17 protein-coding genes are annotated in these 25,050 nt (G+C 60.3%); 3 read left to right on the top strand and 14 right to left on the bottom strand.

Annotated features, from left to right (window positions below; genetic code table 11):
• The first annotated feature begins 36 nt into the window (after positions 1 to 36).
• Entirely contained in the window at positions 37 to 519 is a 483-nt protein-coding gene (locus tag BHMPCIPO_RS18500; RefSeq protein ID WP_173520091.1) for a GlcG/HbpS family heme-binding protein, read from the top strand.
• A 405-nt stretch (positions 520 to 924) separates the two neighbouring features.
• Here BHMPCIPO_RS18500 and BHMPCIPO_RS18495 read toward each other — a convergent pair whose 3' ends face one another.
• From BHMPCIPO_RS18495 to cyoA, 5 genes are all read right to left on the bottom strand, one after another.
• Positions 925 to 1,674, bottom strand: coding sequence for an SURF1 family protein (locus BHMPCIPO_RS18495; protein ID WP_173518315.1), 750 nt, complete (start codon positions 1,672 to 1,674; stop codon positions 925 to 927).
• A gap of 28 nt (positions 1,675 to 1,702) precedes the next feature.
• Entirely contained in the window at positions 1,703 to 2,104 is a 402-nt protein-coding gene (gene cyoD / locus BHMPCIPO_RS18490; RefSeq protein WP_173518314.1) for a cytochrome o ubiquinol oxidase subunit IV, read from the bottom strand.
• Positions 2,101 to 2,721 (bottom strand): cytochrome o ubiquinol oxidase subunit III, encoded by a 621-nt coding sequence (cyoC, locus tag BHMPCIPO_RS18485; protein ID WP_173518313.1) that lies wholly within the window; start codon positions 2,719 to 2,721, stop codon positions 2,101 to 2,103. Before cyoC ends, cyoD begins: the two co-directional genes overlap by 4 nt.
• Before the next feature lie 5 nt (positions 2,722 to 2,726).
• Positions 2,727 to 4,730: a cytochrome o ubiquinol oxidase subunit I gene (cyoB, locus tag BHMPCIPO_RS18480; protein ID WP_173518312.1), complete on the bottom strand. Its 2,004-nt coding sequence runs from the start codon at positions 4,728 to 4,730 to the stop codon at positions 2,727 to 2,729.
• Between the two features lie 75 nt (positions 4,731 to 4,805).
• Complete coding sequence (gene cyoA / locus BHMPCIPO_RS18475) at positions 4,806 to 5,924, bottom strand: ubiquinol oxidase subunit II (protein WP_376741668.1); 1,119 nt, start codon at positions 5,922 to 5,924, stop codon at positions 4,806 to 4,808.
• Between the two features lie 308 nt (positions 5,925 to 6,232).
• Between cyoA and BHMPCIPO_RS18470 the strand changes: the two genes are divergently transcribed.
• Positions 6,233 to 7,558, top strand: coding sequence for an MFS transporter (locus tag BHMPCIPO_RS18470; protein WP_173518310.1), 1,326 nt, complete (start codon positions 6,233 to 6,235; stop codon positions 7,556 to 7,558).
• A 308-nt stretch (positions 7,559 to 7,866) separates the two neighbouring features.
• On the opposite strand, the gene BHMPCIPO_RS18465 is transcribed toward BHMPCIPO_RS18470, so the two are convergent.
• Genes BHMPCIPO_RS18465 through BHMPCIPO_RS18450 form a run of 4 tightly spaced genes read right to left on the bottom strand, consistent with a single transcriptional unit; the run spans position 7,867 to position 15,640 of the window.
• Positions 7,867 to 8,502, bottom strand: a complete 636-nt coding sequence (locus tag BHMPCIPO_RS18465) for a methyltransferase family protein (protein WP_173518309.1) — start codon at positions 8,500 to 8,502, stop codon at positions 7,867 to 7,869.
• Positions 8,503 to 8,544: 42 nt separating this feature from the next.
• A complete protein-coding gene (locus tag BHMPCIPO_RS18460) occupies positions 8,545 to 11,691 on the bottom strand; it encodes an efflux RND transporter permease subunit (protein WP_173518308.1) in 3,147 nt (1,048 codons plus the stop codon).
• Positions 11,692 to 11,706: 15 nt separating this feature from the next.
• A complete protein-coding gene (locus BHMPCIPO_RS18455; protein WP_173518307.1) occupies positions 11,707 to 12,516 on the bottom strand; it encodes an efflux RND transporter periplasmic adaptor subunit in 810 nt (269 codons plus the stop codon).
• Positions 12,503 to 15,640: an efflux RND transporter permease subunit gene (locus tag BHMPCIPO_RS18450; protein ID WP_173518306.1), complete on the bottom strand. Its 3,138-nt coding sequence runs from the start codon at positions 15,638 to 15,640 to the stop codon at positions 12,503 to 12,505. Before BHMPCIPO_RS18450 ends, BHMPCIPO_RS18455 begins: the two co-directional genes overlap by 14 nt.
• A gap of 822 nt (positions 15,641 to 16,462) precedes the next feature.
• On the opposite strand from BHMPCIPO_RS18450, the gene BHMPCIPO_RS18445 reads away from it, so the two are divergent.
• Positions 16,463 to 16,927 carry a PepSY-like domain-containing protein gene (locus tag BHMPCIPO_RS18445; RefSeq protein ID WP_173518305.1) on the top strand — a complete coding sequence of 155 codons (465 nt, stop codon included), beginning with the start codon at positions 16,463 to 16,465 and terminating at the stop codon, positions 16,925 to 16,927.
• Positions 16,928 to 17,203: 276 nt separating this feature from the next.
• Here BHMPCIPO_RS18445 and BHMPCIPO_RS18440 read toward each other — a convergent pair whose 3' ends face one another.
• The 5 genes from BHMPCIPO_RS18440 to BHMPCIPO_RS18420 form a co-directional block, all read right to left on the bottom strand.
• Entirely contained in the window at positions 17,204 to 18,094 is an 891-nt protein-coding gene (locus tag BHMPCIPO_RS18440; protein WP_173518304.1) for an efflux RND transporter periplasmic adaptor subunit, read from the bottom strand.
• Positions 18,069 to 20,045 carry a preprotein translocase subunit SecA gene (locus BHMPCIPO_RS18435; RefSeq protein WP_246304462.1) on the bottom strand — a complete coding sequence of 659 codons (1,977 nt, stop codon included), beginning with the start codon at positions 20,043 to 20,045 and terminating at the stop codon, positions 18,069 to 18,071. The genes BHMPCIPO_RS18440 and BHMPCIPO_RS18435 overlap by 26 nt, the downstream gene beginning before the upstream one ends.
• A 21-nt stretch (positions 20,046 to 20,066) precedes the next feature.
• The gene (locus BHMPCIPO_RS18430; protein WP_173518303.1) at positions 20,067 to 20,888 is read right to left on the bottom strand and encodes a SapC family protein; all 822 of its coding nucleotides are present in this window, start codon (positions 20,886 to 20,888) and stop codon (positions 20,067 to 20,069) included.
• A 111-nt stretch (positions 20,889 to 20,999) separates the two neighbouring features.
• A complete protein-coding gene (locus BHMPCIPO_RS18425; protein WP_173518302.1) occupies positions 21,000 to 23,147 on the bottom strand; it encodes an efflux RND transporter periplasmic adaptor subunit in 2,148 nt (715 codons plus the stop codon).
• Positions 23,148 to 23,157: 10 nt separating this feature from the next.
• On the bottom strand, positions 23,158 to 24,903 hold the full coding sequence (locus BHMPCIPO_RS18420; protein ID WP_173518301.1) for a GAF domain-containing protein: 1,746 nt from the start codon (positions 24,901 to 24,903) through the stop codon (positions 23,158 to 23,160).
• Between the last annotated feature and the right edge of the window lie 147 nt (positions 24,904 to 25,050).

Below are 25,050 nucleotides of genomic sequence, written 5' to 3'. Positions count from 1 at the left end.
GATAACCTTTCCAAATCAACAGGAAAGGAATCCATGATGATCCGCAATATCGTGCTCGCCGCCGCGCTTCTCGCTCCCGTCGCCGCCACGGCGCAGGAACTGCCGACCGCGGCCTACCTGCCGCTCGACATGGCCGTCAAGGCTGCCGAAGCCGCAGTGAAGGCCTGCGCCGCGGAAGGCCACAATGTCAGCGTTGCCGTGGTTGGCCGCGATGGCGCAACCAAGGTGCTGCTGAAGGCCGACAATTCCGGTCCGCATACCGGTAACAGCGCGCAGGGCAAGGCCTTTACCTCCGCTGCCATGGGCCGCGACACGGCTGGCCTCGGCGAGTTCATCGCCTCCAAGCCGGCGAACGAAGGTCTTCGCGACATGGATACACGCATGGTGATCCAGGCCGGCGGCGTGCCGATCAAGTTCGGCAAGGCCCTGGTGGGCGGCATCGGCGTCGGCGGCGCGCCGTCGGGCGATATCGACGCCAACTGCGCAACGGCCGGTCTCCAGGCTATCGGCGCCAAATAATCTGCGCCAAGTCATCTGCAGAGCATCAGAGGTAGCCCTCCCAGGAGGGCCGCTCACACCCCCTGGCGAGAGCTGGGGGTTTGTGATTCAGGGATAGTCGGACAAACCCGACAGCGAACGTCCGCGCTCCGCCCCGTCAGTCAGCGGACGCATGAATGCCCAAACCCGGCTCCGCGCTGACCCCTTGAAATTGCAGCCGCCCGCTCCATCTAAGGGCCATCACCCGTTTCGAGAGCTTGTCATCAGCGATGCTATTGGCATTCAATGACGGCACTCCGGGTTCGAGCAGGGCGCTCCTCGGAACACGGGTCGAGCGCCCTGTTTCGTTGAACGGGAATGCTGTCGGCGATGTCGTCGATAAGCGGCATCATCGATTTCCTGCCTCAACCGAACTTACCAGCACTCTCAGCCCGCCTTGATCCGCTTGCGATAGACGAGATACGCACCTGCGGCACTCATCGTCGCGAGTGCGAACCACGTCAACGCATAGACCATATGGCTGTTGCGAAAACGAACGATCGTAAGGCCGCCGATCGGCAGCCCGCCGGGATTAGGCGTGGCGTCTGCGTCGATGAAATAGGGTGCCATATCTTGCAAGCCCTTTGCCGCGGCGATCGCGGCGACATCGCGGGAAAACCAGCGATCGCGCGCCGGATCATTGGATCGCAGGAAGGCGCCACCCGGTTCGCTAATGCGCAACAGGCCCGTGACCGTCACATTTCCGGCAAGCTCGCCCCCGGCACGGTCGCCGACATCGCGGCGATCGGAGGGAACGAAGCCGCGATTGACGAGGACCGCCGAACCATCCTCGCGCAGCATGGGCGTCAACACCCAGAAGCCGGCGCCGCGCTCCGTTACCGCCTGGACAAGCACCGATTTTTCGTGGCTGAAAGCGCCCGTCGCGGTGACGCGGCGGTACTCGTCCTTCTCGCGGCTTATCTCGTTCCACTCCGCTCTGGCAGGTGCCGGCATCGGCTGTGCATGGACGCGCGCCTCTACCCGAGCGATGAGATCGAGCTTCCAGAAAAGCCGTTGGACCTGCCAGCTGCCAAGCAGAGCGAACACGACAGTGAGAAGCAACAGGGCGCCCGTCAGCCTCAGACGGGCGTGCGAGGTTGCGCGGTCCCTTCCCTTCACCTCATGATCGGCGATCATCGTCGTTTCCGCATGGCCTGCCCGGCGCTCAGGGCATGTTCTTCATCATCTCGTGGGTCATCGGCATCATGTTGGTGTTGAGGTGATGCATGACCCAAAGCGATCCTGCAAGCGCGATGCCGACGATGACGATCGTGAAGATCAGCGCCATCAGTGTCCAGCCACCTTCGGAGCGGGCGTTCATGTGCAGGAAGTAGATGACGTGCACGACGATCTGGACGACGCCAATGCCCATGACGATGACGGCCGTCAGAAGCTTGTTGTCGAGCACGCCGCCCATGACCAGCCAGAATGGAATTGCCGTCAGGATCACTGACAGGATGAAGCCCGTCATATAGCTCTTGAACGAACCGTGGCCGGCAGCATCGCCGTGATGACTGTGCGCGTGGTGAGGTTCGAACGCGCTTTCGTGGTCGGAATGTGCGCTCATCCGAGAACTCCGAGCAAATAGACGAAGGAGAAGACGCCGATCCAGACGACGTCGAGGAAGTGCCAGAACATCGATAGGCACATCAGGCGGCGCCGATTATCCGGGATCAGCCCATGTTTGCTGACCTGCACCATCAGCGTGATCAGCCAGATGGTGCCGAAGGTGACGTGCAGGCCGTGCGTGCCGACCAGCGTGAAGAAAGACGACAGGAAGGCCGAGCGTGTCGGACCGGCGCCCTCATGAATGAGGTGATAGAACTCGTAGAGTTCGACCGCGAGGAAGGTCGCGCCGAACACGCCGGTAACGCCGAGCCAGAACAGCGTCTCCATCTTGGCGTTGCGCTCCATCTGGAGCATGGCAAAGCCATAGGTGATCGACGACAGAAGCAGCATCGCCGTGTTGAAGGCGACGAGGCTGAGGTCGAACAGGTCGGCTGGTGACGGCCCGGCCGCGTAGTTGCGGCCGACGACGCCGTGCGTGGCAAACAGAACGGCGAAGATGAGGCAGTCGCTCATCAGGTAGAGCCAGAAGCCCAGCATAGTGCTGTGTTCCGGATGTTGCTCTTCCGTCAGATAGAACTGCGGCTTTTCGTTCTCTTGAACTTGGGTCTCGTTCATCGGTCTCAGGTCCGTTCCGCGAGCAGCTTGGAGCGCGCATCTTCAGTCGCCGCAACAGTCTCTGCGGGGATGAAGAAATCTCGCTGATAGTTGAAGGTATGGCCGATCGCGACCGTCAGGAGGGCGATGAAGGACACGGCCGCCAGCCACCAGATGTACCAGATCAGCGCAAAGGCAAGCACGACGCTGATGCCGGCGAGGATGATGCCCGTGCCGGTGTTCTTCGGCATGTGGATCGGCTTGAAGCCTTCGAGCGGACGCTCGTAGCCGCGGTTCTTCATGTCGTACCAGCCGTCATGATCGTGCACGATCGGCGTGAAGGCGAAGTTGTAGTCCGGCGGTGGCGATGACGTCGACCATTCGAGCGTGCGCCCATCCCAGGCGTCGCCGGATGTCTCGCGCAACTCCTCGCGACGAAGGAAGCTGACGATCAGTTGCATGATGAAGGACGCGATGCCGATCGCGATCAACACCGCGCCGAAGGCGGCGATGATGAACCAGGTCTGCAGCGACGGGTCTTCGAACTGGCTGACACGGCGGGTGACGCCCATCAGGCCGAGCACATAGAGCGGCATGAAGGCGAAGAAGAAGCCAATCTGCCAGAACCAGAAGCTCATCTTGCCCCAGAACGGATCGAGCTTGTAGCCGAAGGCCTTCGGCCACCAGTAGACGAGCCCGGCCATCAACCCGAAAAGAACGCCGCCGATGATGACGTTGTGGAAATGGGCGATGAGGAACAGCGAGTTGTGCAGCACGAAGTCGGCCGGTGGGATCGCCAGCATGACGCCGGTCATGCCGCCGATGACAAAGGTCACCATGAAGCCGATGGTCCACAGCATCGGCAATTCGTAGCGGATGCGGCCGCGATACATGGTGAAGAGCCAGTTGAACATCTTCGCGCCCGTCGGGATCGAGATGATCATCGTGGTAATGCCGAAGAAGGCGTTGACCGAGGCGCCAGACCCCATCGTGAAGAAGTGGTGCAGCCACACGATGTAGGACAGGATCATGATGACGCAGGTGGCGTAGACCATGGAGGTGTAGCCGAACAGGCGTTTGCCGCAGAAGGTTGCGACAACCTCGGAAAAGATGCCGAAGGCCGGCAGGATGAGGATGTAGACCTCGGGGTGGCCCCAGATCCAGATGAGGTTGATGTACATCATCGGATTGCCACCAAGGTCATTGGTGAAGAAGTTCATGCCGACGTAGCGGTCGAGCGACAGGAGCGCCAGCGTGGCGGTCAGGATCGGGAAGGTCGCGACGATCAGGATGTTCGTGCAGAGCGACGTCCAGGTGAACACCGGCATCTTCATGAAAGTCATGCCCGGCGCGCGCATCTTGACGATGGTGGCGATCAGGTTGATGCCCGATAGCGTGGTGCCCACGCCTGCCACCTGTAGACCCCAGATGTAATAGTCGACGCCGACGCCAGGACTGTAATCCGCGCCCGAAAGCGGCGGATAGGCGAGCCAGCCGGTGCGCGCGAACTCACCAACGAACAGCGACATCATGATGATGACGGCGCCGCCGACGGTCATCCAGAACGAGAAGTTGTTGAGGAAGGGGAAGGAGACGTCGCGTGCACCGATCTGCAGCGGTACGACATAGTTCATGAAACCGGTGACGAAAGGCATGGCCACGAAGAAGATCATGATCACGCCATGGGCGGTGAAGATCTGGTCGTAGTGATGCGGGTTGAGGTAGCCCTCGCTGCCATTGAAGGCGATCGCCTGCTGCAGGCGCATCATGAGGGCATCAGCAAAGCCGCGCAGCAACATGATGATCGCCAGGATGATGTACATGATGCCGATCTTCTTGTGATCGACGCTCGTGAACCACTCGTGCCAGAGATAGCCCCAGAGCTTGTACTTCGTGATCAGGGCGAGGATCGCGAGACCGACCACCGCCACGACCGCGAAGGTCACGACGAGGATTGGCTCATGATAGGGAATTGCTTCCCAGGTAAGCCGCCCGAAGATGAATTGCGTGAGGCTGGTGTCACCGAACATGGGTCGTCCAATTTATCTCTGTATGCGGCCCGAAGGCCTGGCGCCCGCCGGAAGGCTGGCGAGAGCGCGAAAGTCCTAGTTTGTCTTGTGAATGTCGTGGTTCATCGGTTGCGGCGTCTGGGGTTCTTCCTTGACGCCGGCGGCCGGCTCTTCGCTTCGCGCCGGATTGCCGGTCTCAGGGAAGGTGGCTCCGGGCGCTGCCGTTTCAGTCACACCGCCCGCATGGCGGTTGTCATGCTCGAGCTTGGCGCGGTTCTCGTGGCTTTCGACGCCGGCCCCACCCATCATATCGATGTGCATCATCTCGCTCATACACATCTGCCCGGATCGAACGCACATATTGAGCACGGCGTCATAGAGGCCGTCTTCGACGGAGGCGAAGTAGCGCACTGGTTCCCTGACGCTCGGTTTTTCGAGCTTCAGGTAGGCATCGCGGTTGAGAATCGTGCCGTTCTGCTTCACCTGAGCAACCCACTGGTCGAAGCCCGCCTGGTCCACACCGTGGAACTTGAAGCGCATATGCGAGAAGCCGTCGCCGCTGTAGTTGGATGAAAGTCCTTCGTATTCGCCTGCCTTGTTGATGACGGCGTGCAGCTTGGTCTCCATGCCGGGCATGGCATAGATCATGCCGGCGAGTGCCGGAACGTAGAAGGAGTTCATCACCGAGGAAGCGGTGATCTTGAAGTTGACCGGCACATCGACCGGCGCGGCCATCTCGTTGACGGTGGCGATGCCATAGTCCGGATAGAAGAACAGCCATTTCCAATCGAGGGCCACGACCTCGACCGTGATCGGCTTCGTTTCTTCGCTCACCGGTCGAGCCGCATCGATCCGGTCGAGCGGCCGATAAGGATCGAGCTTGTGGGTGCTCACCCAGGTGATCGCGCCGAGCGCGATGATGATCGCCAGCGGCGCCGACCAGATGATGACTTCGAGGCCCGTGGAATGATGCCACTCCGGATCATATTTGGCAGCCGTATTCGACTGGCGGTAGCGCCAGGCGAAGAAGAGCGTCAGGAAAATGACGGGAACGATGATGAGCAGCATCAGGACCGTCGAGATAACGATCAGATCCCTCTGCTGTGCGGCGATATCGCCGGATGGCGACATGACAACCATGTTGCATCCCGTGAGAACAGAGAGCAACAGGACTGATATCATCGATCGTCCGGCTAAACTGAATGGCTTCGGCATTGCGGCCTCAACTTGCGTTTTGTCTAGTCGGCATTACTCGGGCACGATCGCGCATGGAAGTGAGGTCCATCGTCGCAGCGCAGCATTTTGCCGCAGTGCAGTGACGGCATTATCGCTCTATGCGCGTTTGTACTGGCGCAATGGCTTTTGTACTGGCGCAATGGCTACTGTCGGTTCGATGCCGGCCGGCGAACGCTGGGCACGAATTCGAATGAGGCAGGTGCGCAGGTACGTGCACGGCATTCTTGATATCAGACGCCAATTGGTCAACACTCTAACGACAAGACGCAAGTTCGTCGGAGAAGTTCATGGTTTCGGTCGCTCACCCCACATCGTCCGGTCTCGAACGCGATGCACGTCGCATTCATGAGGACGACAAACCTCTGTCTCCGGGCAGTATCGCCATCGGCGTGGTGATCGGGCGAACCTCGGAATTCTTCGATTTCTTCGTTTACGGCCTCGGTTCGATCCTTGTCTTCCCGAAGTTGATCTTCCCGTTCGCGCCGAACGCAGTAACCGCGACGCTGATGTCCTTCGCGCTGTTCCCCCTCGCCTTCCTTGCCCGCCCCGTCGGCTCCTTCGTCTTCATGTGGATCGACCGGAACTACGGACGCGGCACGAAGCTGACCGTGGCCCTTGTCATTCTCGGCGGCTCGACGGCGTCGATCGCATTTCTGCCCGGCTACGACACGATCGGCTACTGGGCCGTGGCCCTGTTGGCGCTGTTTCGATTGGGACAGGGATTCGCGCTCGGCGGCGCCTGGGATGGCCTCGCCTCGCTGTTGAACCTCAACGCGCCGCAAAACCATCGCGGCTGGTACGCGATGATCCCGCAGCTCGGCGCGCCGATCGGCTTTGCGCTGGCGAGCATTCTCTTCGGCTATTTCGTCAGCAACCTCTCAGAGGCGGACTTCCTCGCCTGGGGCTGGCGTTATCCGTTCTTCGTCGCCTTCGCGATCAACGTCGTAGCGCTCTTTGCGCGCCTGCGCATCGTTGCCAGCAAGGAATTCGGCGCAGCCATGGAGGCCAAGGAACTCGAGGCACGGCCGATCTTCGAAATGCTGAGCAAACACAGCATCGACGTCGTTCTCGGCGCCTTCGTGCCGCTTGCGAGCTTCGCGATGTTCCATCTCGTCACCATCTTCCCCTTGAGTTGGGTAACGCTCAATGGTGGCCAGTCGGCTGCGGAATTTCTTTGGGTGCAAGTGGCGGGTGCCGCCGTCGGGGCCATCGGCATCGTGCTGTCGGGCGTGATCGCCGACCGGGTCGGCCGCCGCAATCAGCTGATGATCGGCGCGATCCTGATCGCAATCTTCAGCTTCTCCGCGCCCTTCCTGCTCGATGCCGGCGGCAAGGGCCAGGACGCCTATATCCTGATTGGCTTTGCCATCCTCGGGCTCTCCTTCGGCCAGTCCTCCGGTGCCGTATCTTCGCGCTTCACGCAGTACTATCGCTACACCGGCGCCGCACTGACGTCGGATCTCGCCTGGCTTGTTGGTGCCGCCTTTGCGCCGCTCGTGGCGCTCGGTCTCGCCAGCAGCTTCGGCATCATTTTCATCGGCGGATATCTGATTTCGGGTGCAATCTGCACGATCGCGGCGCTCAGCCTGTCCCGGGCACTCGACCAGCAGTAGTGGCGGCGGCAGCCGTTATGCCTGGCATCGTCAGAGGCGAACCTGACGTGGAAAGCCCCGGTCCATCCCCGGGGTCGACGCGATGATGCGCAATCATCCGTGCATCTGGTCCACCAGCCAATACACGATCGCAAGGCCGAGGCCGGACCCGAAGCTTCCGTCGGCCCGCAACTGAAACGCTTGGTCAGTCCATCCAGCGTTTCCGCGTCGATGACGGCGCTTTCGTTACGCGCCGGGACAGCACCACACCGACGCGGGCGGCTGTGTTCAACTCAGCCAGAGTATAACCACCACCATGTCGATGACTATCAATAGACCCAAAGGAACGTCGGCGTGAAACCTTCGTCCTGCAAGTATTCTGATACTTCAATCAGCGGCAAGAAGAGCAAAAGCAGGCAGGCTTCTCTGAGATTCCGGCGGACGATTTTCGGCGAAAAAGTCGTCTCGCAGGCCTCCAAGTACAAGTTCGGATTGGGCCAGAACAGCGGAGTTCGGTTTGCATAAGCCTGATAGGCTTGCCCAAACCTGCCCTGCAAGAAGCGCTCCTCCTGTCGCGCGGTCCTCAGCAATACGATGTAGGCGATCGCGCCGAACAGGGAGGCGGCGGCGATGGATCCGAACATACAGCCGATTCCGACGGCGCCGATTGTAGAGAAGAGATAAAGCGGATTCCTGGTGATCGAGTAGGGGCCACTTACCACCAGTTCGACGTTCTTGCGGCCACCGATATAGAGAATGCTCCAAAGCCGTCCAACAATGCACAGTACCACGAGCGCAAGGCCAATGTGCTCGATCAACTCGTGAATGGCTGACGCTTCGCTCCATGCGGGTCGAGCCAACAGCAGGCCGGTGACCCCCAGAACGATGCCCAAGCGAAGAATTCGCAGGCGCGGCCTTTGGTCAACCGGTGGCTGCATCCAGAAGGAAGCGGTGGGGTCCATCATCGCTCAAACTCCGGCAGAGCAAATCTCCGCTCAAGCTCCGCTTCACGCACCGACTGCCTCCCCTGCTACCGGATTTGGTTCAGCCGAAGTTCTCTCGATTCGTGAGCCATAGCGCAGATACAAGGACGGCAGGACAAACAGGTTGAGCAGGGTCGAGGTGACGAGTCCGCCGATGATGACCACCGCCATTGGATGTTCAATCTCGTTTCCCGGTACCTGCCCAAGGTAAACCAGTGGAACGATCGCCAGCCCTGTGGTCAGGACAGTCATCAGGATCGGTGAAAGCCGCTCACAGGCTCCGCGCAGGACGAGACCCGGTCCGAAACTCTCGCCTTCGAACTGTTCGAGATGCTGATAATGATCCACGAGCAGAACACCATTGCGTGCAGCGATGCCGAGCACCGTCAGAAAGCCGACCAGCGATCCAAGCGAAATGACGCCGTCGCCGGCGTATGCAGCCAACAGACCACCAACCAAGGCAGCCGGCAGGAGAAGGTATGCCAGCAGCGCAAGCCGCCAGCTTGCGAATGAGGCCTGCAGAAGGAAGAAGATCCCTATCGCTGCACCAATCGAGAAGAGCACGATGTTCTTTTCGGCTGCTTCCCGCTCCGCGTATTCGCCAACGAGTTCCGGATGATACTCTGGAGGGAATTCCAGCCGCGCAAGTCGCTCCTTCACGTCTGAGACAACAGAGCCAAGGTCACGGCCCTTCACATTGGCAGCGACGTCGATGCGGCGTGAGACCTTTTCGCGCTTGATGACGTTCGGCGTCGGGGCGACTTTCACCTCTGCGATATCGGCGAGCCGCACGTGGCCGCCAGCCGGTGTGTCGATCAAGAGATCGCCGATGCTGCCGATATCGTGCCGGGTTTCGGGCGCTCCCCACACCATCACATCGTACAGGTTCGGTCCGCGATAGATATCGCTCACCTCGATGCCAGCCAGAATGGTGGCGGCAGCCCGGCGGACATCTCCCGGCTTGATTCCGTGTGATCTCGCGGCGGCGAGATCGAGCTGTATCGTGATATGCGGGATGTCCTCCTGCAACTCGGTGTGCAACGCGACCAGGCCGGCGACATCCCCGAGAGCTTTCTTGACATCCTCGGCCTTCGCGCGCAGCACATTCAGCTCGGGGCCATAGATGCGGACGACGAGCGCCTCGCTTGCGCCGGTCAAGACCTCGCGGACTCTCTCTTTAAGATATGTCTGTACGTCACGGTACAGACCGGGGTAACCGTCGACGACCTCCTGAATAGCTGCGAGTGTCTTGTCGTAGTCGGCTTCCGGCGCGACGCTCACCCAGTTTTCCGTGAAGTTGATGCCGACGACTTCGTCCGATGCCACGGCGCGCCCGACATGCGCGCCGAAATTGCGGACACCGGGAATGTTGCGCAGCTCGGCACTGGCCTTGATGGTGATCCGGTTCATCTCCGGATAGGACGTACCGGGCTTCGTCACCCAATGCATTAGGAAATCGCGCTCTTTGAAATCAGGGAGCAGCGAGTTGCCGAGCAACGGCAGAACCGCCAAACCGGTGGCCGTAACGATCCCGGTGAGTGCGAAGACCGTCCGCGGCGCGCCTATGATCCGAGACAGGATCCTGCGGTAGCCCCCTTGGAGCGCGCGCAGGAAAGTCGGGGCGTTCGCGTCCAGGGGCGCCCGCGCATACAGTATCAGGCTCAGAGCAGGCGTGACGGTCAGCGCCACGAGCATCGAGGCAAAAAGGGCCAGCGTATAGGCCAGAGCCAACGGCTTGAAGAAAGCCCCTGACAGGCCATCCAGAAAGAAGACCGGCAGGACGGCGAGAATGATGATCAGGGTCGCATAGACGATGGCCCGCCGGATCTCCAACGATGCTTCGAGGACAACGGTCGCGACCGGCTTCGGATGAGCGAGACGGCGGTTTTCGCGCAAACGTCTTACGATATTTTCGACATCGATGATGGCGTCGTCGACCACCGCCCCCAGAGCAATCGCAAAACCCGCCAGGATCATCGTGTTGATCGTTGCCCCCATGGCATCCAAAACGAGACCCGCGGCCACCAGGGACAGCGGAATTGCAACGAGACTGATCAGCGCGGCTCGCCATTGATAGAGAAAGGCGATGAGGACAAAAACGACGAGAATGCTGCCGACAATCAGAGCGTTCGAGAGATTGTCGAGGGACATCTCTATGAAGGTTGCCGGGCGGAATATGGTGGGATCGACTGCTATCCCTGGCAGGCCGGGTTTGAGAAGCTCCAATGCCTTGTCCACTCCCTCGGTGACCTCCAGGGTGTTGGCCCAAGGAAACTTTTCGACGATGAGCAGAAGACCTGGTCCATCGTTGACGATGCCGTCGCCGATCATCGGTGGATGGCCCTGCACGACGTCGGCTATGTCGCCAAGGCGCAAGGACGAGTCGGTCGCAGTAGGAAACGCCACGCGAGACAGATTTTCCGGGGATGTCACCGGGAGGACGTGTCGCACGTTCAGCCGCTGGTCGCCCGTATCGATCAGCCCCCCGGTTTGTGTTTTCGATTGCCGCCTGTGCGGCAGCAAGCCGACATCGAGCGCGTCTCCGGTCGTCTCCAGTACCTGGTCGAGCGTGATGCCAAGAGCTCTCAGCCGCTCCGGATTCACCTGGACTTGCAACTGGCGTTTCCGAACCCCCCAGGCGGCCACATTCGCAACACCTGGCACGGTCATGAGCCTCGGACGGATCGTCCAGCGGTATATTTCCGAAAGTTTGATGAGGGACATTTCGCTCGACGAGAGACCGATCTTCATGACCCGGCTTGTTGCGGACAGTGGCTGAATGATAAGTGGCGGGCGCGCTACGTTTGGGAGCAACGGTTTTGCGACTGCGAGCCTCTCCTGCACCAGTTGCCGCGCTGAAATCAGATCGGTCCCGCGCTTGAAGATGAGAACCACCGATGACAACCCGGGGACCGACTTCGAGCGCATGGTCTCCAACCCGGGAGTGCCGGCAAAGGACAATTCCAATTGCAATGTGACCAGGGATTCGACCTCCTCGGTTGAAAGTCCAAGCGCCTCGGTCTGGATCTCTACGAGAGGCGGCGCGAATTCAGGAAACACGTCTGTCCGCATCTCCCGAAGCTGGCCAACCCCGAAGAAGACCAGCATTGCAGCGGCAAAAACCAGGAAAAAACGTATCCTGAGACTTCCTTCAATGATCCAGCGCATCATCGCTAGGCCTCCCGACTAATGGCCGACCCCAAACTCGACGCCGTACAGTATGGGCGCTCCGATCGTTACGATCTCAGTACCGACTGCGGGCCCCTCGGACAGGAGGGCGAGATCCTTGCTGACGTAATCCACTTGGATGGGATGCCGCACGAATGTCAGCGGCTCCGACGTCATATAAACCCACGCCTGGCCGTGCTCGTCATAGAAGACAGCGCTGAACGGGATGGCTTGCCTTGCCATCGCTGCATACGGCAATTCGATGAGAACGCGCGCCGCTGGCGGCAAGGCCGAGCCCGCATCTTCCACGACATAGTAAAGCGACCCGGCTCCGTCACCGCCATCAACGGGGTTTGTTGGGAACACCATTCGTGCCTGCAACGTTCGAGACCCAGCGTCCTTGACCAGAGGAATGACGAGTGCAGGTTGGTCCTGTGCCACTTTGGGCGCGTCGCCGATCGGCAAAACGCGTAGCCAGGCCCTTCCGGCATTGGCGGAGGGCGAGGTCCCGGCAACGTGCGAGATGCCGGCTGCCAACTGGGACGCTCCCGCCGCAAGACCGATACGCTGCAACTCGCTGGCATCCACCACAATCGCGGCGACCTGCCGTTTGCGAACGGCCATCATCTCGCGAACTGCAGCAGTCTCTATTCCCAGTCGCTCGACAGCGCTCGCTTTCAAGATGACACGATTGAACTTCGATCCTGGCAGCGGCTCGACATGGGCAGGCTCATCCTTGCCGACGGAAGCAGCTTCCAATTGCCCGCCCAGAAATGAGAGACCCGTCACGATGAGCGCAAGGCCGATCCAGTGACTACTCCGCGGCATGTCTAATACTCCCTTCAGTCCGGAACTCCGGTTCGATCACGTCTTCAGGCGCGGGCCTGAAGAGCAGCGCCGAGTAAAAGGCAGGCAGAGCGAACAGGACCAGGAACGTCGATGTCACGAGACCTCCGACGATGACCACGGCCATGGGGTGCACGATTTCCAGGCCCTCCGCCGTGCCCCATATGAGAAGGGGAAGAAGTGCGAGCGTTGTGACGATGGCGGTGGTCGCTATGTGCGTGCAATGTGATCCTGCCACCTGCTGGATGACATCCGGCCGAAGGGACTGGTGCTCCTTCTGCTCGACGCGCTGGAAATGGTGCACCAGAACGATTGCGCCGCGCATCGTGATCATCAGCACCGCCAACAGTCCCGCCAGCGATCCAATTGTGACGACGCCTCCGCCGATGAACGCTGCAAGGATGCTGCCCGTCAATGAAACCGGGAGAAGCAGGTACACCAGCGCGGCAAGGCGCCAGCTTCTGAGAGAAGCCTGTAGAAGGAAGAACACGCCAATGACGGCGGCAACGGCGAAGCTCACGAACCAGGCCGGGACAATCAGCGACCCACCGTCTTCTCCAATCACCTCGGCATGGTACTCGAGCGGGAAGGAAATGCCCTGCAGCTTCTTCTCGACGTCCGCCAGCACCGCTGCGACATTGCGGTCCCCCATGTCCGCAATGACATCCACATGCCGCGAGGCTCCGTCCCGGCTGATGACCGCGGGGTTCGACGTGAGACGAACGTCGGCGACGTCGCCCAGGCGGATCTTTTGTCCACTTGCTGTATCGACCAATATTTCACTGATCTGGTTCGGGTCACGCCGCATCTCCGGCGCACCCCAGACCACCACCTCGAAGATCTTTTGCCCCTCATAGAGGCTGCCGACCTCGATACCACCAATGAGCGTCGCTGCCGCGCGGCGTACGTCTCCTGGCTTCAGCCCATAGCGCTCTGCCGCAGCCAGATTGGCTTCGATTTCCACGCTCGGCTCCTGTTCACGCGTGCGAATGCGAGGATCGACAATGCCGGGCACATCAGAAAGTGCCTGCTGAACCTTCTCTGCCACTTGCTGCAGGCTATCCCATGCGGGGCCGTAGATCTGGACGACCACAGCTTCGCCCCGATCACCCGTCAATTCCCGAACCCTTCGGGTCGCGAATGACATCGGCTCGCTACGGACCCCTGGATATTTTTCGAGGGCCTGCAGGACGGAGCTTACTGTCTGGTCATAGTCAGCATCCGGATTGATGCTCACCCACAGTTCGCCGGAGTTGATCCCTGCAACGGTGTCCGACTGAATGGCGCGCCCCATGATCGCACCGACTTCACGAATACCGGCGACAGCCCTCACCTCCTTGGAGGCCTCGCTCAGCATCTGGCTCATGCTCGGATAGGACGTTCCTTGCGGCATCGTCCAGCTGATCAACAGGTCCCGATCCTTGAATGCAGGAAAGAGAGAGGGACGAAGGAAGGGAACCGCGAGCAGTCCCAGAAGCACAAGCAACCCAATGGCGGCTGCCGCAATTCGTGGCGACGCGACAACCCTCGACAGAAGGCCTTCATAGCGTCTGCGGATTCCCTCGAACGGTGGTTCGCGGGCTCCCTGCGCACCCGTCGACATAAGAAGGCGTAGTGCCGGGGTGACGGTCTTTGCGACGATCATCGATGCCAGCAACGCGACCACGATTGCCAGGAAGAGCGGCTGAAGCAAAGCACCCGCCGTTCCTTGGAAGAGGAACGGGAGAATAGCCAGGGCCGCAATCACCGTAGCGTGCAGGAGTGGCCGGCGCACCTCGATTGCCGTCGCGAGGACCTTGGTCGAGGCCGGTTCGGCGCCGCGCTCCTCGGGAATCCTGCGACTGATATTGTCGGCATCGACGACCGCATCATCAATGACAGCGACGAGAGCCGCAACGAGCCCCGCCAGGATCATCATGTTGATCGTTACACCGGACAGGACGAAACTTGTCCATGCGGCCAGCAGCGACAGCGGGATCGCCACGACTGCTATGAGCGCCGCCCGCCAATTCCTTAGCAGCACGATCAAGGCCAGAAGTGCCAGTATGCCGCCCGCGATGGCAGCGCCGGCGAGATTGTCGAGCGAGGTTTGGATAAAGGTGGCGGGCCGGAAGATGCTGGAGGCGATGTCCACTCCGGGCAAGCCCGGCTTCAAGGCCTCAAGTGCCTTTTCCACACCTTCTGTCACCCGCTGGGTGTTGGCTCCGGGTAACTTCTCGACCATCAACAAAAGGCCCGGTGCATCTTTGACAATGCCGTCCCCAATCATCGGCTGATGCCCCTCGACCACGCTCGACACATCGCTCAGGAGCAGTGTGGAGCCATCCGCGGCGGGAAACGATATGTGGGCAAGTTGCTCGGGGGAGGAAATGGGAAGAATATGCCGAATGTCGTAGCGCTGGCTGGGCGTATCTATGAAGCCGCCATTTCCAGGTGTCGAGGCACGCAGGAAGGTCAGCGGCGAAACCCACAGAGCGTCACCGGCCGCCTTTATGACATCATTCAACTGAACGTGCTTATCTCTAAGCTTTTCCGGATCCACCTGAACCTGCAGCTGGCGCTCGCGCTGCCCCCATATGGACACGTTCGCGACACCTGGCACACTCATCAGCCGAGGCTTGATCTTCCAACGCGCCAGGATTGAGAGCTGGATGAGAGATTGGCTATCCGAAGACAGACCGATCTGCATGGTTCGGTTCAGCGACGACACCGGCTGCAGCATGGTGGGAGGCTTCGAGACTTTCGGAAGAGCGCTCGTTTGCAAAAGCCGCTCCTGCACCATCTGGCGTGCATTCATCATGTCGGTTCCTGGCCTGAACACAAGAACGACCGAGGAAAGGCCGGTAATCGAATTGGAGCGCATTGCCTCCAGCCATGGAACGCCGGTCAGTATTTCTTCCAGGGGGTTTGTGATGAGTGCTTCGACTTCGGCGGCCGCCAGACCGAGCGCTTCGGTTTGGACCTCCACTTCCAGCGGCCCGAACTCGGGAAGGAGATCGACAGACTTGGATCGGAGTTGCGACATCCCCAAGAATAGCAATATCGCAGCGCAAAGAAGAACCAGATACCTAAACTGCAGGCTCAAGCTGATAATCTTGCTCAACATGGTATCCCTCCGGCTCAAAGTCTCTCACCTGACCCTGGTGAACTCTGTTTCTCGCGATCGTCCGATCTTGAGGCGCCTGCTGCATGCCTGAAATCTAAGGATAAAACACATGCAGCTATTCAAAGTGTCACAGCCCCCATCGCACGTCTCACAGGACGTCAGGCGCTGTGGTCGGTTCCACGACGAGGAGAGGGGTGCGGCCGACTTTACTGACGCTTGACGGCGCGCCCCTTCGCCGAGCTCAAATGAGGCTTCGGCATCCATGGTTTGCCGGGATAGTCCGGGTTTGCCAGGATAGTCCGCCAAACGGCAGGGCATACGCGCATTACTGGCGCAGAATAATCGGCACGTTGAAGCAGCGTTTTGCCTTCTTGTGAACCTCCTTGAGGTCCTGCGAACAATACGTAAGGAGGCTGGATCTGACTGTATTTTGATATGCTGCCGAAGTTGCCAGCTTAGCGTGACGGCGCCACTTCAACATCCGCAGCGTATTTCTGTGTTAGAGCGTCACCTCTGATTGTTAAAACTACAGCGATCATCAATGCTATTTGTATGTTCACATATGTACTTCAGTACAAAGACAAAACTATAATCCTGCCTACTTCTACAAGCAAACGCCGCAAAAGATGACAATTTCCCTCTTTGTGAAGAATATATTACATTATGGATTTTTCAAATAACCAAAAATAGCTAGGGATATCTCATTGATTATATATGCAATTCCAAAGAGTTGCTTACGAATGTTCTTGATGCACGACCACGTTAGGTGTTTACTGTGGCGTCAGCGCAAAATTCGATCGGATGTTATCCAAGGGGGCTTCAATGAAACCTGCTCGCCACTATCTAGCGCTCGGCGCGCTTGCCTTTTTCTTGTCAGGAGTGACCGACGCGTCTGCCGAAGAACAGGAGATCGCCTGCAAGAAGGTGCCGTCGGCCGTGCGAGACGCCTTCGACAAGGCCTATCCCAACGCGACGGTCAAGGCCTGCGCCAAGGAGGTCAAGAACGGAGAGTTGATGTATGAAATCGAAAGCATCGAAGGTAAGACAGCGCGTGACGTGGTGTACGATCGCGATGGCGGGGTCATCGTCGTTGAGGAATCACTGCCGATGGAAGCAGTGCCGGAGGCGGTGCGCACGGCCGTCAGCACCAAATTCGCCGGCGGAAAGATCAAGCTTGCTGAGAAGCTGATGCGCGACGGTAAAGAAAGATACGAGTTTCAGATAGCCTATCAGGGAAAGAACCTGGAAGCCATATTCGACCCCGACGGAAGCGAAGTGAAGGAATGATGGGCGAGAGCGGGCCCCGCCACCTCGACAGTGAGGCTGACGCAGGCGCTCTCTGACAGGTGCCCGTAACCGGGGTGGATCGGCACCGGCGCCGAATAGCCGCGCCGCAAGAAAAGCGCTGCGGCTGGGCAACCAAATCGCGGCTCTCCGCGATGGCAAGGTCATCCAGCAGGGCACGAGCCAAGACATCGTGCTAGGGTGCACACGGCATGCCAACCGCGCGCCAATGTAACATCCTGATTCTATGAACTTGCATGCCGGGCGTCCGGATGCCGCCTATTCGAGACCGTCGGCTCGGTCGTCAAAGGTCACGGTGCAGCGATGCCCGGCCGGTATGTAGCTGTCGGGATTGGGAAGCTCTATCCGCAAGCCGAATGTGCCGCTCGCTGCGTCGAAGACCTGATCAATCACCTTGATCTTACCCGTGAAGCGACCCTGGATCGGCGCATTCGGAACTACCTGGGCCTCCATTCCCACCTGTAGCTTGCCGAACTCGCTAACCGGGATGAAGGCTTCGACAAAGAGCGGATCAAGCCTGGCGATCGTCGCCAGCTTGCCGTCCTGGTCCAGGTATTCTCCATTGAAGAGTGAACGCTCGAGCACGACACCGCTGATCGGACTGCGGATCGTCCTTTGCTCGAGCACCGTCTGCGCCCTTTGCAGTTCCAATTCAGCGCTGCGCTTGCGGGTTTCGGCGGTCGCAAGCTCCTTCTGGATAACCTCCATCTCGGCAACGGCCTCCTCGAGCTTGTCGGTCGAGGTGACGTTACGCGCCAGCAGCGCCTCCGCTCGTTTCATGCGGTTGCGCGCAAGGTCGAGGCGCGCATTTTGCGCTTCGATCTCGGAGGTACTCGCAGCCTGCTCGGACATCAGCTCGACGGTCGCTTGCTCCGTATCGGAATGAAGCCTGGCGATGATCTGGTTTTCTCTCACATGGTCGCCGCGCGCGATCAGCACCTCTTTCAAAAGGCCAGGAACCGGACTCCCGATGCGTACGACGACAGAAGGGTCAATGACGCAGTCGTAGGCTTGCGCCGCAGCCGGCAGCAGGGCGTATAAGGGAAAAAGAACGGCCAGCATCTGTCGCATCCCATTGGGCCTTTCCGATGGGTGTTTATCCATCCCGTCATTTGTCATCGCGTCACTCCGGCAGGCCCGAAAAGGCAAGCAATGTGCCCAGGCGTCGATCCTGAGCGAGAAGGTTCTTTCGGTCCCTGGCATGCGTGCGTTCCGCCCGCCGCTGGGCCAAGTGGAAGAGCCAAAGGCCGGCGCGCTTGCCGCACCGGCCGAGCAAACGCAGCGGCTGCCAGGGAATGAGATCAAGCAGCGGGTCTTCCAGGGACAGGATCGCTTCCGTACTTCCCGGATCTCCCTTGCGGGCGGTTCGCCCCTCCATCTGCCTGTCGATGCGCCCCGCGTCATGTCGCTCGCTGAGCAAAACGTGAAGGCCACCGAGCGCGAGAGCCTCCGGGGCCACGGCAATGTCGACGCCGCGTCCCGCCATGTTGGTGACGACCGTCACCCGACAGACGCCGCCGGCCTGCGCAATGATCTCGGCCTCTTCCGAACTCTGCTCGGCGTTGAGTACGCGATGTTCGATCCCCTGCCCCTGCAGCACGGCGCTGACCGCCTCGGAAGCGGAGACCGAGCGCGTCGCAATCAGGACCGGGCGACCAGCGGTTTGCAGTTCCCGAACCCGTCGGACGATCGTCAGCCATTTGTCCTCCAGCGTGGGGCAAATCGTCGTCGGCAGTTTCGTCCGCCGCGAAGGCGCGTTCGGGGGAATGCGCATCACCTGCAGCCCGTAGACATGCCGGAGTTCCTCGGTGATTTCGCGGGCAGTTCCCGTCATTCCTGCCAGGTGGAGATAGCGGCGGAAGAACCGCTGATAGGTCATCCGCGCCATTGTCAGCTTGCGGCTGGTGATCTCGCAGCCTTCCTTGCCCTCGACCAGTTGATGGAGACCATCGCTCCAGGAGCGGTCCGGCATCACTCGACCGGTATATTCGTCGATGATCTGAACCTTGCCGTCGCTGACGAGATAGTGCTCGCCCTTCCTGAAGAGCCGCAGCGCGACGAGCGCCTGGCTGGCGGCTTCCTCGCGCCGGATGCGGTTGCGCCAGATACCACCGATCGCTTCGGCACGCTCTGCAAGTTTCGCCTTTCCAGTTTCGGTCAGTTCCAGCCTGCGCTCGTCGACCAGCAGGCGATAATGGGCCGGCTCCTTGAAGCCGTCGATCAGCGCGAAGGTCTGTTCCACCCATTGCCGCTCGCCGTCCGCGTCCGTTTCCTGGGAAATGATGAGAGGCGTTCTCGCCTCGTCCACCAGCACGCTGTCAGCTTCATCGACGATAGCAAAGTGCAGTCCACGCATGACGGAAGGCGGCTCCCGGCCGCGGCGCTCGTCGAGCATACGGTTTATCTTCGCATGAACGAGCCGTGGCTGGCCGCCAAAGGTGATGCGGTCGCGCAGATAGTCGAAGGCGATTTCCTTGTTGCTGGCATAGACGATGTCACACGCATAGGCGGCCGGCCGCTCCGGGCGTGGGACAGTACTGTTGACGAGACCCGTCGTCAGCCCAAGAATATCGTAAATGGGGCGAAGTATATCCCGATCGCGCGCCGCCAGGTAATCGTTGACGGTGATGACGTGGACCGGAAGCCCGGCAAGTGCGGCGATCGAGGCCGGCAAGCCGGCAGTCAAGGTCTTGCCCTCGCCCGTGTCCATCTCCGCCACGCGCCCCTTCAGCATGGCAAGTCCGGCAAGGATCTGGACGTCGAGATGGCGCAATCCGATCGTGCGCCGTGAAACTTCGCGCACGATCGCAAAGCCGAGGCAAATATTGATATCGGTGAGGCCATGGCACCGCAGGGCCGCACGGACTTCGCTGATGCGGGCTGCGAGCCCCTGCCCGGTTTCGCCGCGAAGGGCGACCTCCGTCGCATTGATCCTCTGAACGAGTCCCCTCAGATGGCGCCGGTGCAAACGACCGGCAACCATCTGCGGAACGCTGGTCACCATCTTCTCGATGCCGTCAAGCCAGTGCTCGGCTCCCTCCTGGCGTTCGGGGTAGGCGACCAGTGGAGGCGGCGACCAGCTCGGAACGAGAATATTCATGGTCGCTTGCCCGGTCCCCCCTTAAGCGTTCGTTTCCGCGGCGGGCGCATCATGGCCGTTGCGGAAGCTTTTCGGCTGCTTCGTCACGGCAGGGGGAGCGTCGCCCTTGCCGGCGGCGTCCACGGCTTCGGGCATGCGCTCCAGCATGCTGGAGAAGTGCCTGAGCGAGTGAAGATGCAGGTAAGTGCACTCCAGTTCGTCATTGGTGAACATCGCCTGCAGTTCTTCGCTCACCAGCGCTTTCAGCTTTTCACGGTTGACCGTCATGAAGCCGGAAAGCGAGCGGCGTTCGCCGCTGTTGAGGTTGAACTGGGCCTGCATCGGCTGCAGCAGCCCCAGTGATTTCAACCGCTCGCAATACTGACGGGTTCGCTGGTGCCTCGCTTGATAGTCTTGCAGGAAGCCCAGCACGCTCTTCAGGTATTGCGTTTGCTGTCCCTCGCTGTCGAACAGGCGCTCGCCGCGGCCTTCGCGATTGAAGCCGTCGAAACTTTCGTCGATATGAAGGATGAACGTCTTGCCGCCGCGGTCCGTCGAGAACACGAACGGATAGCGTCGAACGAACGCCGGCACGTATTTGCCGAGCCAGGCACCGTCGTCGTCGACGAAGAGGTTCTGTGTCTGCTGGGCGCCGAGAACCACCGCAGGCGTCACCGTGTCGTCCGTGCCGGCAAAGACAATCGGATATTCGGCGGCAGCCTGAGCAAATTCGATGGCCGTCACCGGAACCGAGTTCACTTCTTTTGCGAACCTGTAGGAAGTTCCAGCCTTGATGGAGACATCCTTATGGCGATCAGCCGAGACCGGATGCACGTCCTGATAGAAAAGAAGTTGTGCTGCCATGGTGTTTTCCCTCTAGTATCTTGTAAGCGTTACTCAGGTATTCTAGAAGACAGCCGCCAGATTTTTACTCAGGCTAATTTGATCGAACACTTTATTAGACTTCGTGTCCAGTCAAACTTTAAATAAACGCAGGAATATTTGCCGCGTTGAACGATAAATTCTACTTGCCATGGGCGACGACCCGTGGGAGAACCTCACAAAGACGCGTCCGCCCACCCGAGGCACGGTCGGGCTCTCGGTCAGCATCAGATCGAGATGCAAGAGATTGGCGAGCACCCGCCGCTGTGACGTGTCGCGGGGGTCGAGTGCAATGGCGCCACCGCCGACGGTACTGAGCGCCGCATTGGGCAATGTGTCGGTTAGCGCCGGAACCTCACGAACAACGGCTGCTCTGTAGACCTTCGAAAAATCCTCGACGAAGCGCAGGCTTACGTCCCGTGTCTGCGAGCGAACGAGGTCGGCATCCTCCTCCGGGACGATGACGCGAATGGTGGGCTTGTCGAAGTGCGCGACATAGGCGACTACCTTTCCACGCTGGACGAACTTGCCTGGCAGATCGTGATCATCGGGCAAGATCAGTGTGCCGCTCGATTGCGCTCGGACGATCAAATTCTCCTGCCTTTGCCGTGCCAGGTCGAGATCGGCGAGAGCAAGCCGCAGTTCCTCCTTGACCATGCGCGCGTGGGCAAGATCCGAGAGATCCTGCTTGGTAAGACGCCGTTGGAGTTCGGCGACGCGCAGTTCGAGCAGGTCGACGCGGGCCGCCAGCAGTGGATCCTCCAGCCGGATCAGTGGATCGCCAGCCTTCACCTCGGCGGCGGGTGCAGCCGCGATTTCATCGACCGTACCGTCTGTCTGAACATGGACGATCGCTTCGCCTGGTAGCCAGACGACACCTTGCACGACGGTCGCATGCGGGATGGGCAACACGAACAGAAGCAGCGCGGCGGCGGCAAGCGTCGAGCCGACGACCGCGAAAGCCCGCCCCCGGTTTCTTCGCAGCAGCGGGCTCGTCAGCAGGAACCAGAAGGCTTTCGCCAATGGTACGACCAACATCAGGATCAATGCCCAGATGGCGAGCAACGTGCCGACGATGAAAAACTTCTGGCTGACGAGCGCGATGATCGCGCCGGTGACGACGAGGCGGTAGAAGAACGCCGAGACGCCGTAGAGGACGAACCAGAACTCCTCGCCGGGCGCCGTCGCCGGTGAACTGACCGCGCCGATCTTGAAGGCATAGCGCTGAACGAGGTAGGCAAGATATTTGTTGGCCCGGCTCGCGAGGTTGGGAATCTCCAGAAGATCGCTCAGGACGTAATAGCCATCGAAGCGCAGAAGCGGGTTGCCGTTGAAGAGCAGGGTCGACACGCCGCCGATCAGCATGACGTTGAAGGCGAAGGCCCGAACGAGCCCCTCCTCCGCATTGACCCACACGATGAGGGCAAGCGCGGCGAGCGTCATTTCCACGAAAATGCCGGCAGCACCGACGAGGGCGCGCTGCCATTTGCTTGCAAAAGCCAGACTGTCGGATGCATCGACATACGGGACCGGCATGAAGACCAGCATCATCGCGCCGACCTCGTGAACGTCGCCGCCCCATCGCTTGACGGCGTAGGCGTGCCCGAGTTCGTGCAGGGTCTTGATGAGCGGATAGGCGATCAGCATCAGGAAGAGGTTCGATGTTGACAGCACGCGGTCGGTGACATTGGCCGTCAGCGCATTCCAGTTCATGCCGGCAAGAACGGCGGCATAGGTGACAAGACAGATGAAGACGAGCGTGCCGAACCATGAAAACAGCACCCGCCCGACGATGGCGGTGGCGTTCAGAAACTCGTTCGGATCGAGCAGGCCGAAGCGAATGGCGAGCGGATTGCCAAAACTCATCAACAGCTTGCGATTGCGCACCTTCTTGCCGCGCTCGGCAATTTCATTGATGTCGGGCGGAACGTTGCCGAACAAGACGTCCGCCGCGTGCAACTGCCCGAGAAACTGGATGACCTCATCCTGGGTGACGACCTTGTCGGTCAGCTTGTCGCAGGCGATGTCCCAGATCGCCTGCATCGTGCGCTCGCCATCCATCAGGCTGATGATGAAATAGGTCTCGGGCGTGAAACGGTGGAAACGCCCGGAGGTCCGGTCCTGCAGCACGTACCAGAGCTGGCCACGGAAGACCGTGCGATGTGTGCGGACATGGCCGCGCAGCTTCAGCTTCAGTTGCGCGACGCGGTACCAGGATGAGCTGAAGTAGGACCGTTCCATATCCGCGTCCTCACGGCAACCAGCGCCACGCGGCGAGATAGGCCCACTGCACCATCTTGTCGGTGTAAACGCGGATCAGGAGTCGTTCGTCCACCGCGGTCTTGGCAATGCCCTCCATGCCAGGCCGCAGCCGATCACTGACATGATCCAGTGCTGCTTCGACCTTGAAGAAATTGTGGCCCTCCTTCTGGGTGGAAATCGCGGTGATCTGCTCGATCCGGTAGGTGAGCGGCTCCTGCGGAAGCGCGGAAACCCGCAGGACTCCCTTGCGGCCGATCTCGACATCGTCAATGTCGCTTTCATCGACTTCGAGGATGACGCGATAGGACTCCAGCGGCGCGATCGTGAAGAGCTCCTGTCCGCGCTCGACCGCCGCACCGATCGACTGGCTGAGGTCGCCGCTGACGACATAGCCGTCAAAGGGAGCGAGCAGCCGCGTGCGCTTGAGCTGCTCGTCGATCAAAGCGAGCTGGGCGTCGGCCTGATCGATCTGCGCCTTGACGATGAGCGCTTCGGCGCGTTCGTGCTGCATCAGCGCCCGGTCGTATTCGGTCGTCTTCTGCTGACGGGTGGTCGTGAGCCGAAGCCGTTCGAGTGTCAGATCCTGGTCGTCGAGCTGCGCCAGGATCTGACCCTGCTTGACCACTTCGCCGGCCCTGGCCGACTGACTGGAGACATAGCCGTTGAAAGGCGCCACGACCGTTCTTTGGATTGTGCCGCGAACGACGGCCGAAGAGGTGACGGAGTATTCCGTCGTCGCCACGCTGAAATAGGCGGCCAGGACGGCGGCGATCAGCGTCGCGAGCTTGCGGCCGAAATAGCCTGGCCCCAATAGTCGCCGCAACTGGTTGCCGGCGGCCTCCCAGAGCTTCACCAAGACGTTCCTGTCGTTGCGGCGTTTTTCCTCGAGAACCGGTCCGACGACCGCGGCCACTGCGTCACACAGGTCGACGGTGGTCTCGTCGAAGGTACTGCCGCGTGGGCGCTGCAGCGTCAGCGCACCGACGATCTGATGCCCCGATTGCAGGGGGATCGTCAGTACGCCTCCGCACCTGTGCGTCTCGACCAGCTCTTCGTGTGCCCGGACGACGCGATACTCCCAGTGCTCCTGCGGCGGATAGAGAACGATCGCGTGCTGATCGACAGCCTCGTCCATCGCCGCGCCGATGTCGCGAATGATGTTGACCTTGTTGCCGAAGCCCGCCGCGTGCGACACGGTCGCGACCCGACATCGCCGTCCGCGCACGAAACCGACGCTGACGGGGTCGCAGGCAAGCCGCATGGCGAGTTCCGTAACGAGCGCCGTGGCCGCCTCGACGAAGCCCTTCGCTTCAAGCACTGCGGCAAGCATGTCGAAGGCCAGCCTGTTTCGCTCACTGATTTCTTCGTTCTCGACTTGGAATTGGCGCCTCAGCAGCACCTCGATCCAGCCGGAGGCCCATTGCACCTTGCGCATCACTTCGTTGATGGCCGAAGGCTCGGCGGAAAGCGAAAGTGCGCAGGCGCCATACAGGCGCTCGTTGACGATCAACGGCGAAGCGATCAATTGCACCATGCGGCTACCGGTCGGTCCGGTGGAGATGCCCTGGCGTTGGCTCAGAGCCTTTTCGGCGGTGGCCGCCAATCCCTCGTCGACGCCCCTGTCCGGCCAGAAGGCGATTGGCGTGTAGGGTCCGGTGTCCGGCTCCCCGAGCATGACCATACCGCTGGCCACGCCTGCGATCTGACGGCAGAGTATCGCGAGCCACGTCTCCACGAATTCTTCCGGCTTGGTCGCATTGCGGAATTTTTGCCAGAGCGCTTGATCCAAAATAGCGTACCTCACCGCCCCCGGGCCTTCGACCGGGGGCGGTGGTGAATATTCCCTGGCAATCTGATCAGTCATGCCGGCACGCAGTGGCCA

Origin of the sequence: Ensifer sesbaniae (assembly GCF_013283665.1) — a bacterium.
Classification (GTDB): Bacteria; Pseudomonadota; Alphaproteobacteria; order Rhizobiales; family Rhizobiaceae; genus Ensifer; species Ensifer sesbaniae.
This window is presented reverse-complemented; position numbering and strand designations above follow the sequence as displayed.

Bases quoted from the DNA above. Each gene is read 5' to 3' on its own strand.
- BHMPCIPO_RS18500 (WP_173520091.1), top strand. From the start codon at position 37: ATGATCCGCAATATCGTGCTCGCCGCCGCGCTTCTCGCTCCCGTCGCC.
- BHMPCIPO_RS18495 (WP_173518315.1), bottom strand. From the start codon at position 1,674: ATGATCGCCGATCATGAGGTGAAGGGAAGGGACCGCGCAACCTCGCAC.
- cyoD (WP_173518314.1), bottom strand. From the start codon at position 2,104: ATGAGCGCACATTCCGACCACGAAAGCGCGTTCGAACCTCACCACGCG.
- cyoC (WP_173518313.1), bottom strand. From the start codon at position 2,721: ATGAACGAGACCCAAGTTCAAGAGAACGAAAAGCCGCAGTTCTATCTG.
- cyoB (WP_173518312.1), bottom strand. From the start codon at position 4,730: ATGTTCGGTGACACCAGCCTCACGCAATTCATCTTCGGGCGGCTTACC.
- cyoA (WP_376741668.1), bottom strand. From the start codon at position 5,924: ATGCCGAAGCCATTCAGTTTAGCCGGACGATCGATGATATCAGTCCTG.
- BHMPCIPO_RS18470 (WP_173518310.1), top strand. From the start codon at position 6,233: ATGGTTTCGGTCGCTCACCCCACATCGTCCGGTCTCGAACGCGATGCA.
- BHMPCIPO_RS18465 (WP_173518309.1), bottom strand. From the start codon at position 8,502: ATGATGGACCCCACCGCTTCCTTCTGGATGCAGCCACCGGTTGACCAA.
- BHMPCIPO_RS18460 (WP_173518308.1), bottom strand. From the start codon at position 11,691: ATGATGCGCTGGATCATTGAAGGAAGTCTCAGGATACGTTTTTTCCTG.
- BHMPCIPO_RS18455 (WP_173518307.1), bottom strand. From the start codon at position 12,516: ATGCCGCGGAGTAGTCACTGGATCGGCCTTGCGCTCATCGTGACGGGT.
- BHMPCIPO_RS18450 (WP_173518306.1), bottom strand. From the start codon at position 15,640: ATGTTGAGCAAGATTATCAGCTTGAGCCTGCAGTTTAGGTATCTGGTT.
- BHMPCIPO_RS18445 (WP_173518305.1), top strand. From the start codon at position 16,463: ATGAAACCTGCTCGCCACTATCTAGCGCTCGGCGCGCTTGCCTTTTTC.
- BHMPCIPO_RS18435 (WP_246304462.1), bottom strand. From the start codon at position 20,045: ATGAATATTCTCGTTCCGAGCTGGTCGCCGCCTCCACTGGTCGCCTAC.
- BHMPCIPO_RS18430 (WP_173518303.1), bottom strand. From the start codon at position 20,888: ATGGCAGCACAACTTCTTTTCTATCAGGACGTGCATCCGGTCTCGGCT.
- BHMPCIPO_RS18425 (WP_173518302.1), bottom strand. From the start codon at position 23,147: ATGGAACGGTCCTACTTCAGCTCATCCTGGTACCGCGTCGCGCAACTG.